The organism is Vibrio sp. 1402, from assembly GCF_033340275.1.
Map to the genome: position 1 here is coordinate 1 of NZ_JAWOWE010000028.1, position 11,793 is coordinate 11,793.

The window sequence follows — 11,793 nt, forward strand, 5'->3', positions numbered from 1 at the left end:
ACGTTTGAAGGCGACGACAAAGTGGTGTCGCTCGATACCAACAACGGTCCAGCCAACGGCACGGTCTCGGTCAACCCGGATGGTAGCGTAACCTACACGCCAAACGACAACTACCACGGTGCAGACAGCTTTACCTACATCGTTACCTCCGGTGGGGTATCGGAGTCCACCATGGTGAACATCGATGTGACGCCAGTGAATGACGCGCCAGTGGCGACCAATGACAATGCCGTTACTGACGAAGACACGCCAGTGACGATTGATGTCCTGCCAAACGATACTGACATTGATGGCGATACGCTGTCTATCCAATCGGCGTCTGTGCCGAGTGACCAAGGGACAGTTGAAATTGTTGACGGCAAGTTGGTGTTCACACCGGCCGAGAACTTCCATGGCGACGCTGAAATCACTTACACCGTTACCGATGGTTCGCTGACTGACCAAGCGACGGTCAACGTCACCGTGAATGCGGTGAACGACACGCCTGTGGTTGAAAGCAGCCTCGCAGACCAAACCTTGGCGGAAGACTTTACGCCATACAGCATCGATCTAAATACCGCTTTCAGCGATGTGGATAACGTGGATGGCGAGTTAACGTTTAGCGTCTCTGGCAACAGCAACGTGTTGGTGTCGATTGAAAATGGCATCGCGACCATTAGCCCAACGGCAGACTGGAACGGCTCTGAAGCGCTGACCTTTACTGCCGCCGATCCAAGCGGCGAGAGCGTTAGCCAAACGGTGAACTTCACGGTAGCGCCTGTGGCGGACATCGTGGCAGATAAAGCGACGGTTGTGGAAGACACGCCGACCATCATCAAGGTCTTAGGTAACGACACGTTCGAAGGCGACGATAAAGTGGTGTCGCTCGATACCAACAACGGTCCAGCCAACGGCACGGTCTCGGTCAACCCGGACGGCAGCGTGACCTACACGCCAAACGACAACTACCACGGTACAGACAGCTTTACCTACATCGTTACGTCCGGTGGCGTCAGCGAGTCCACCACGGTGAACGTCGATGTGACGCCAGTCAATGACAAGCCTGACAGTGAGGACTTTACGCATGTGACTGACAAGCCTGTGACGCAAGTTGTATTTGATACTGATACGAAACCTTTAGGTGATGGCGACTCTCAAGATCATATCGCGGATGTTGAAGACGACTTAAAAGGCAACGATCTACATGTCCGAATTACTGAACTGCCAACCTCAGGTACGTTGTTCTTTAAAGATAGTGATGGTGAGTTGCACGAAATTAAAGAAGTAAGCGATACGCTTTATGACAAAGACAGCCTTTACTATGAAGCTGATAATGTTGGCTTCTTATTAGGTATCAAAGATCGTCCAAATACGCCTAATGGCTCGGAATCTACAACAGATTTCAATAACTGGGGATTAAGTGAGGATGGTGGTTTATCACATTCCCGTACTGAGCATTTAGCAAATGGAGCTTCTATCACCATTTCTTCTGATAGCGGTGAGCTTGCGCAGTACAACCGCCAGGTGTCACACATCGGCAATGGTATCGCTGACAATGATGGGCAGGGTATTGAGAAAGGTGAATCGATTACGATCGATTTGTCTAATAATCCTGTGGGCAGCGTAAACCTTGGCTTAGATGGATTAGGTGGATTGTTTGATTACGGTGATGACAACGCAGCACTTATTACGGTTACATACTTAGATTCAAATAATGTCCAACAGACTCAAACGTTCGAGTTTTTGAAGCCTGAAGGCAACTTCATGCTATTCCAAGAAACAAGCGTTGGTTATGGGAAAGATCTAGCTCTTCCTGAAGGTTCGGTCATTACTCAGTTAGATTTTTCTACGAAAAATGAAGGTAACTGGGAGTTACGTTATGTAGAAGGTGTTCCTGCCGAAGACAGCTTTGGATATGTGGCAGTCGACTCTGAAAATGGCGTTAGCGATCCATCTACAGTCAATATCGTTAACGAAATGTTAGATGGTAATGTTGCGGAAAACGGGCCAAGTCTGTCTGTGGTCGGTGATAGTGTGACCGAGGGTGACAATGTCACGTTCTCGGTTGTTCTAAATGAAACCACTAGCACTGCCGTTAAGTACCAAGTTGATATGCTTGCTCAAGGTTCTTCAGTTGATAAGAATGACGTAAATCTATCAAATGCAACCTATACAAATGGTGTTGTTTTCTTAGGTGGTTACTTGATTGTTCCTGCAGGTATAAGTAGCTTCGAAATATCGATTCCGACTATTGATGACTTGGTTGTGGAAAGCAGCGAAACGATCGTTCTTGAGATCGGCGGTGAAACGGGGACGGCAACAGTTCTTGATAATGACAGTACAAAACTTAGCGTAGTAGATGCCGGCGATGTCATTGAAGGAACTGACGCAATATTTACCGTTTTACTCTCTAACCCTGTTCAAGAGGCCGTTGTCGTCAATCTGAAGTCAACAACAAATGATAGCTATACTGCGGAAGATGTTGATTTAGGCGCTATGGCAGTGACCTATGTGGATACTCATGGTCAAACTCAAACATTAGATATGGCGCCTAATGGAGACGTTACCATACCTCCAGGTGTCGCTGAAATTAAAGTCGCAGTCCCGACCAAACTAGATAATGTCCATGAAGGTGATGAGAGCTTTGGTCTGACGGTTACGGAAATCGGTAGTGTCACCAGTAATGGTATTGCAACTGGTAACGCAAATATTGTGGATTCTGATCCTGCACCTTTAGTTAGTATTAGTGCCGATCAAAACAGCGTAAATGAAGGTGAAACGGCAGGCTTTACGCTGACACTTGATAAAGTTGCAGATGAGAGTGTTACGGTTCATGTCGAATATAGTGGCGTGGCCCAAGATGGAAAAGATTTTGTTGGCGTTCTGAGTGTTGAAGTTCCTGCGGGTCAATCTTCAGCTGCTCTTGACTTACTGACGGTCACCGATGGTATTTATGAGGGCGCAGAATCTTTCACAGTAACCATTAAAGAGGTGGATGGCGCTGATGCGAGCATTGCTTCAAATAACAGCGCAAGTGTTGTGATCGTTGATGCCCAAAGTGCACCGAAAGTGACTATTAGCTCAGATCAATCCTCAGTTGATGAAGGTAGTGATGCAAAATTTATCGTCAACATTGACCAAAAAGCAGATGAAGATGTACTGGTAACATTCACAATCGGAGGGAATGTTGATGACAAAGATTATATTGCTCCAAGTACGTACACAGTCACGATTCCAGCGGGTAAAACGTCGGCGCCGATTGATATAAAAACTCTCGATGATGGTATTTACGAAGATCTTGAAAACCTAACCGTGACTCTAATTGATACGGTTGGTGCAGATTCGACGCTTGCAAGTGACTCGAATGAAGCAACAGTCTCTATTATAGATGCTCAGCACGCTCCAGAGTTCATTTCTGGCGGCGATAGTGCTGGTGACAAGCCAAATGATGATGTTTACGACTTCGGGTCAGTTAACGAAAACACGGCGAGTGGGGCCGTTATCGGCACGGTCGTTGCTGAAGATCACGATAATGACGTGCTTGTATACCGCTTTGCAGATGGCTCGAGCACTAATGGTATTTTTGATATCGACCCGACAAGCGGACAGATTTCATTGAACAAGACAATCGATGATGTTGACTTGGGCGATTATACGCTTCAGGTTGAGGTTATCGATGGAACTGGCGGGATTGATACTGCCGAGGTCAATGTTTCTCTGGTAAATGTGAATGATGCTCCTGAATCTTCGCCTTCAGTGGTTGAGATGAATGAAGATACTCAAGTGATGCTTGATTGGTCATCATTCGGTATTAGCGATGTGGACTCTGACGTATCAGATCTCTCCGTCCAAATTACAACGCTTCCTAGCGATGGATCATTAGAGTACAGAGATTCGCAAGGCGATTGGCAGTCTGTACAAATCGATCAAGTCCTCGATAAATCGCTTTTTGAGGAAAACGGTGTTCGTTTTGTACCTGAATTAAATGAATCAGGCAGTGACAGCTTCGGCGGAAATCAAGTCGGAGATCAGGAATCTAGTTACGCTCAAATTGGTTTTAAACCGACAGATGGGCAGAGCTCTGGTCAAGAGTCGACACTGACAATAGACGTGAACCCTGTAGCTGACAAACCGAACTTAATTGCAGTGACGCCATTAAACTCATTGCCTCAACAAGAGTTTAACGTTACGACATGGAGTAATGTTCAAATTGGTTCTAGTGATGGTATGGGGGTCAATGGAGAGACTCTAATCTCAGCGATCAACGCTCTTAATGAAGCCGATGGTACTCGATTGAGTTGGGCAAATGTGGAAGATTTAGGGACTCATGCAACCTTGGCAAATGAGGCCGTTCTAGTCACATCTCTTGTTTATCTCGAAGCTGGCTCGAGTTACGACTTTGTTGGGCAAGCAGATGATAGCCTTGCTATCAAGTTGGGTGGTACGTTACTTGATCAAGCTCGTTGGGGGAGCGACAGTGGTGATATTAAGGGTGCTAGCTTTACCCCTTCGGTATCTGGCTTTTATCCAATTGAAATCTATCACCATAACCAAAGTGGTCCGGGTAACTTTAATGTGGATGTATCCATTAATGGACAAGCGCCTGTAAATCTGAGCAATAGTAGTCTTTACGTAGTTAGTGATGAAAGTGCACTAGAAGCAACTGATATCAGAGCGTCTGAACTACAAGAAGTTAATGGTGTTGCGTTTTACGAAACATACCAGCTGAACGAAGGGTTACAAGATACAGCGATACCGCTCTCTGAAATTAAAGCAAGCTTAAATGATACAGATGGCTCTGAATCACTTAAAGTCACGCTAACTGGCTTACCTGTAGGTGCGATCCTTTCAGATGGAAATAGTTCTATTACTGTCGCAACTATTGATGAAGAACTGGACGTGACAAGTTGGGCATTAGATGCACTTACTGTGACTCCACCTGCGGGCTCCCATGATGACTTCACTATCAATTTGACTGCAACGAGTACAGAAAGCTCGAATGGTGATTCAGCAGAATCTAACTTGGCGATCAATGTTGTAGTACATGAGAACTTACCGACGGAAACGGAAAGTGATTTGGGCGAAACCATAGAAGACAATACTCTACAAGGGAATGTATTGCTTAATGACTCTGACGGCGACAATATTCTGATGGTAGATCATCTTACTATCGATGGTGCTGATTACGAGGTAGGCGAAAGTGTTTCTTTGACTAGTGGTACGTTACTAGTAAACCGAGATGGTAGTTACATATTTGAACCTGCTGAGCATTGGTCAGGTGACGTTCCATTAATTAGCTATACCACAAATACTGGCGTAACAAATACACTTGATATCAACGTTGCCGCAGTTGCAGATGCCCCTGCGATCACGATTAATGTTGGAGAGTTAGTAAAAAGAGATGCTGTTGATCCTAATCACCACTTAGCTACATCGGCAATAAATAATACCAATACCGAAAATGAGGCTGTCGCAGCCAACCTTGGGTTGGATAATGCAGTACCTAAAATTAATACACACGCTGGTGTTGTGTTGGGAGTCAATACTGACTTAAGTGACACCGACAGCTTGTTTGTTGGGACAGATTTCAACGATGTATTCTATGGTGGCGGTGGCGATGACGTATTTGTTGGCGGTGGTAACAATGATACGTTTTATGGTGATGACGCGACCAGTCTTACTCTGCATGATGGTAAAGATACAGTCTACCTAACAGGGAACTTTGATGACTACAAAATGACCTTCAAAGACGATCATGGCGGTAAAGTTCCATATTGGATTTTATTAGATAGTCGTTCTATCGATTCGGTAAACGATCATACAGGTAGTGATGACCGAGGTGATCATTTATATGAAATTGAACGCGTTGTTTTTGCAGACAAAATTGTTGATTTGAAACCTGATGGCACTTATGAAGTGCTTCAAGATCGCTGGATTTCGGTCGATGTGGATGTTGATCTAGTTGATGTCGATGGAAGTGAGGATTTAGCGCAGACTGCTCTTGTACAAGATCTACCAGACGGTGTTGACGTGTATGTTGATGGGCTCGCAATTAAGCAAGATTCAAATGGAGATTACCCTGTCACTCTTGGTACAGATGGTAAGCTTTCCCTGGATATCAGAGTGCCATTCGATTATGAAGGCAGCTTAGAGTTCCCGCTAAGCGTTACTGCTACGTCTGTTGAAGGATCAAATAATGACGCAGCTTCAACAACTGAATCCGTTGAGCTTACAGCTCGTGACTATGTGTTGGAGTCGGGATCACATGGGAATGATCAGATAACGGGTAGTGACGATCACGATATTATTGTTGGTGATGTTCAAGGATTGGAGATCATTGCAGGTCAGGACTACAACATCGCATTTGTTCTGGATACTTCAGGGAGCATGGGTAACTGGGTAGGAACTGCGAAGCAAGAAGTGCTAGACGTGTTTGATGAGCTGTTAAGTGCGGTAAATCAAGGAGAGAAGCCAGGGACAGTGAATATTCACCTTAGTGAATTTGCTTCAAGTGCATCAGCGGTGATTTCTGTTGACTTGAGTTCTCTTACAGCAAGAAAAGAGTTTGTAGAAGAGTTGAATCGTGTAATTGATGATGAGGGTTCTGGCGGCACAAACTATGAGGCGGGCTTACAGTCGGCCGTTGAATGGTTCAGCAGTCAACCTAACCCTAATGGCCAAAATATCACGTACTTTGTTACGGATGGTCAACCAAATAGAGCAACATACCTCTATGGTGTAGCACCGAGTGAATTCTCGAAAGTGATTTTGGACGTCGATAATTCTGGCAAGCTTGTTACCCTGCAAGATATTGCGAGTAAAAACAATTACTCATACGGACAAACAGTTACCTACAAAGGTGATGTCGTTATAGATAGTTACGGTAAGGTTTATTCACCGCTAACAGGAAGAATCCTTGGCGATATCGACAGATATTATGGCTCTATCCGTTATTACGATGAAGGGAATAGCTCGACACAAGCTCAACACATGTATCAAGTACTAGCGGCATTGTCCTCTATAGAAGCGATAGGTCTTGGGAGTGGCGTTGATGAACATACACTCAAGCAGTATGACACTGATGGTGTGGTAGAGTCAGATATTGATGTTACTAAGCTTGCTGAAACGATATTGGGTCAAGATGTACCTCTCAAACAAGGTTCAGACACTATTCAAGGAGGTGAAGGTAACGATATCTTGTTAGGTGACTTAATTGAGTTTGGTGGTAATGAACAAGGCTTAAGTGCGATTCAATCACATGTGGCGCAGCAAACGGGTCAGGATGTGTCTACCGTTGACGGCGAAGATATACATGAGTACGTTAGAAATAACTTGGAAGAATTCAACCAAACTCACCAAGGAGATAAATCGGATAATTTATATGGCGGCGCTGGTGATGACTTACTATTTGGTCATGGTGGCAACGACATACTCGTTGGCGGTGAAGGGGATGATATTCTGATTGGTGGTTTAGGTAGTGATACTTTAACAGGGTCAGAAGGGGCCGACATCTTTAAGTGGAGTGAAGTCACTAACGATGTTGATACTGTCACTGACTTCAATAAAAATGAAGACGCTCTAGACTTCTCAGATCTGTTTGACGACTTATCTAAAGATGAAATTGGAGAGCTTCTTAATGATCTTCAATCAGGTGATCATACTGGTGATGTCGGAGAGTATCATGTAGAAGTGGCACCAGACGGGGGATCTGAGGCAAACCTGAGTATTACAAAAGGGAGCTCGACATTGGACATCCATTTTGACGGTGCAAGTGTTGATGATGTGACTCAAAGCTTAATTGCGAGTTTAGAAGCTCAGTACAAAGACATGTAGTAGCGCTAAACTGTAGTCAAATTTAAAATCAAAAAAGGTCTAGCAATTTGCTAGACCTTTTATTTTTACGGTCTGTTTATTGTTGTGCTAGCTTTTTGGAAGTGTTGTGAAAACGGTCCATTCTTTCTTCACTTCACCCTTGTGGCCAATCACTGTTGCGGTTACTCGACGGTTCAATGCGTGACTAACTTGGTCTGTACCTTGTGTCGCAAGTACTGTGTCTCCATAGCCGACAATGGTAACTCTATCTCCACTAATGCCATTCTTCATGAGCTCTTTTCTAACGTTTTCAGCGCGGCGCTTAGATAAGTCAAGATTATGTTCTGCAGTACCAGTGCGACTAGCATAACCTTGAATCTCTATAGACGTGTTCGGGTACTCTTTCAAAAAGTCGGATAGTTCAAGAATTTGTTGCGTAAAGATAGGGTTGATCACATCGGAATCGTTCGCAAATAGTACTCGAATTTGCATTTCTTGTGAGGAGTCAACGTACGAACCACAACCGTCGTTGTCTATTTCGGCACCCAAAGGTGTACCCGGGCACAAATCTCGCTCGTTAATGACTCCGTCAGAGTCATCATCTATATGATCAGCCCACTGATCGGCAATTGGGGTATCTATGTAATCATATTCATCACCACGATCTGATGAACTGCATGCGGAGAGCATTAATGAGAGTGTAATAAAAGCTATGTGTTTCATAATTAATACTCCACTTCTTCTAGCCATTCTTTAGGCATTTCAACCCTTAATGCACTCAACAGTTGCCCAGTTGCGTTCATCACTCGATATTTGGCGTACTGCTCTGCGTATTTAGAATCTAAGTAGTCTTTACGCGCCTCAAAGAGCTCGTTTTCAGTGTTCAATAGATCAAGCAGTGTTCGTTTACCGATGCGATATTGCTTCTCGTAAGCAATTACGGTTTCAGACGCAGAGTCTACATGATCTGATAGAAACTCTTTTTGTTGTAATGTTAAATCAAGCGCACTCCAAGAAAGCCTTAACCCTTCTTCAACATTGCGATAGGCACCTTCACGCAAGTCTTTTGCTTTATTTAGCTGGTAGGCAAAGTTTTCTGAGTTCGCTGCATCACTGCCACCATTGAATAGGTTGTAGCGTAGACGCAGCATGGCAAGTGTCTCATCACTTCGACCTTTTAAACCATCAGCGTCGTCACGCCATGTTTGCGAAGCTTCAATTGAAATGGTTGGGTAATTAACACCTTTAGACTGTTTGTATTGAAACTTAGCCGAGTCTACGTCTGCGAGCGCCACTTGAATAACGGGATGAAGTTCAAATGCCAAGCCTACCGCTTCATCAACCGTGTACGGGATAAAGTTTTGGTCCGCTCTCGGAAAGATTAACCCTTGTGGTGTTTGACCGACTAAACGAGTGAACATCGTGTGAGAGTCATACAGGTTATTTTGAGCAGCAGCTAAGTTTCCGTGTGCTTTTGCCAAACGTGCTTCTACCTGCGTCAAGTCAGCAGTAGAGCCGATACCCGAGTTGACTCGTTTTTTAATGTCATCGTAAATATCTTTATGAACAGCAAGGTTGTTTTCTGAAAGCTTTAGGACTTCATACGCTTTAACAGCGTCCAAGTACACTTTAGTCACTTCAAGTGCCTTATCTGAAGCATCTGCTAAGAGTTGAAATCTAACAGATTCAGCATCAGCTGCGGTTCGATCAATATCATTTAATGTAGCGCTACCATCCCATATTAGTTGGGTCAGTGTCACTGAAGCTTCCTTTCGAGTGTAATCCGTGTCTCCTCGACCAACTTCATCTGACGGGTCTAATCCTTCATATCCAATTCCAGCATCTAGATCAACAGAGGGGAGGTAAGCACCTGATGAAGCTTCATTTATGTACTTCTGGCTCATAAACTCGTTAAATGCACTCTTAATATCGGGGTTATTTTGTAGCGTCTGTGCAACCGCTTGCTCTAGAGTTTGACCGAAAACTGGTGAAGACACTATTAAGCAACAGCAGGCTATATGTACTCGATTCCATCTCACGTTAGTTCTCCTAAAATCATGTCGCTCTTATTCTGTTTCATATTTGAGACGAGAAGTTACAAACAATGAATTTTCTTAGTGCGTATTATCAACTTGTTGATGTTTAAATGTTTAATTCAATAAAAAACAACAATCTTACTCTCTAAACTCTAGCATACGAGGCAAAGCTTGCTTGGTAAGTGGTCGATTTTTTCGTAGAAAACCTTTTTATCTTAAGAGCATAGCGGAAACTGGTTTAAATGAAGGCAAATTCTTCGGTTATTTTCCTTATTACTCTCAAAAAACTAAATCCTCTTGGAATAAAACGAAAAATTCATATTTTGTCTAAACTATAGACGTGTTTAGTGCAGTAACAAGCCTTTAATTAAACTAATACAAGGATGAAGAGCATGGATCGAGTAGCGTTAAGTTCATTGATGAGCAATGTCGTGGTTATAGGGCTTGATGGGAACCTGAGAAGTCTTGAAAGTGGTCAGCTACCTCAGCCTGGTGAATTAATTATTGAGGAAGTTTCTGATACATCAGAATTAATTGTACAACAGGTAACACCGCAAGGTAGTTCAATTAACGTTACTGATGATGTCACTGCGCTAATCGAGGCTATCGCTAGTGGAGAAGACCCGGCTGCTCTTGGTGAGGATTTTGAGCCAGCTGCAGGTGAGGAAAGTGGTTCTAGCCCCCAAAATACTGGTGCAATAGATCGTACTGGCGCTGAATTGTTGGCTAGTACGAATTTTGAGACCGTCGGTATTGATGGAATCGGACTATCTACAACTCAAGCACTATCTTTGTTGGATCTTTTCAGAGTAATTAATGGCCCTGTACCACCGACTATCTTAGTTCAAGAAATATCTAGTCCGACTATCAACGAAGGTGACCAAGTTGTATTCGATATTACTCTAAGTCAAACAACTGAAGACAACACTGATGTCATTCTTTCTCTCCTTGATGGAACCGCAACAGGCGGCTCAGCTGACGAGAACGGGAGTGACTACGTCAATGAGCGTGTCCTCATAACATTTTCTGATGGTACAACAGAAGAAGTTTCAGTCGGTGAAAGCGGAACCTTTACCATTTCGATCCCACCGGGTGAAAGTGACTTTACGGTCTCTATAGACTCTATTGACGACTCTATATTTGAAGGCCCAGAAACGTTTACGCTCTCTGGCACGACAGAAGAACAAAGCACACCTGTTACTGGGACTGCCACTATTTTAGATGATGGTAGTGGACCTGGCTCAAATCCTGATGATGATCGCCCAGCGGTAACGATGAGTGATGCAGGTACGGTTAATGAGGGTGACACAGCGAACTTCAAAGTGACGCTGTCGAATGCCTCCGAGTCCGCTGTTCAAGTCGAGCTAGGCCTGAACTTAGGCGATACCGAAGTCGGTGACTTAGGTACCTTAGAATACAACACGGGAAGCGGTTGGGTGACAGTGCCAAACGATGGCGTAGTCACGGTGCCAGCAGGGCAAACTGAGTTTGATGTGCGCATCGCTTCCATTGATGATGCGGTGTACGAAGGCCCAGAAGATTTCAGTGTCACGGTAACCGGCATTGGCGCAGTACAAGGCAGCGATACGGGGACGGCAACGATAGTGGATGACGGCAGTGGCCCGGGTCCCGATCCGGATGATGACCGTCCAAGCGTGACTATTTCAGACGCTGGCACCATCAATGAGGGTGACACAGCGAACTTCAAAGTGACGCTGTCGAATGCCTCCGAGTCCACTGTTCAAGTCGAGCTAGGCCTGAACTTAGGTGACACCGAAGTTGGAGACTTAGGCACCTTAGAATACAACACCGGAAGTGGTTGGGTTGCAGTGCCAAACGATGGTGTAGTAACGGTGCCAGCGGGGCAAACTGAGTTTGATGTGCGCATCGCTTCCACTGATGACGCCGTTTATGAAGGCCCAGAAGATTTCAGTGTCACGGTGACTGGCATTGGGGCGGTGCAAGG

General features: G+C 44.6%; 4 protein-coding genes. 2 read left to right on the forward strand and 2 right to left on the reverse strand.

Features of this window, described 5'->3' with window-relative positions; all coding sequences use genetic code 11:
• On the forward strand, window positions 1–7,812 hold a 7,812-nt coding region (locus tag R7044_RS23495), incomplete at its 5' end, for a tandem-95 repeat protein (protein WP_225455830.1).
• A gap of 87 nt (window positions 7,813–7,899) precedes the next feature.
• Here R7044_RS23495 and R7044_RS23500 read toward each other — a convergent pair.
• The gene (locus R7044_RS23500) at window positions 7,900–8,514 is read right to left on the reverse strand and encodes an OmpA family protein (protein ID WP_005377363.1); all 615 of its coding nucleotides are present in this window, start codon (window positions 8,512–8,514) and stop codon (window positions 7,900–7,902) included.
• A 2-nt stretch (window positions 8,515–8,516) separates the two neighbouring features.
• Complete coding sequence (locus tag R7044_RS23505) at window positions 8,517–9,830, reverse strand: TolC family outer membrane protein (RefSeq protein WP_021707835.1); 1,314 nt, start codon at window positions 9,828–9,830, stop codon at window positions 8,517–8,519.
• Between the two features lie 389 nt (window positions 9,831–10,219).
• Between R7044_RS23505 and R7044_RS23510 the strand changes: the two genes are divergently transcribed.
• Window positions 10,220–11,793 (forward strand): Calx-beta domain-containing protein (locus R7044_RS23510; RefSeq protein ID WP_318141730.1); only part of this gene is annotated, 1,574 nt, incomplete at its 3' end.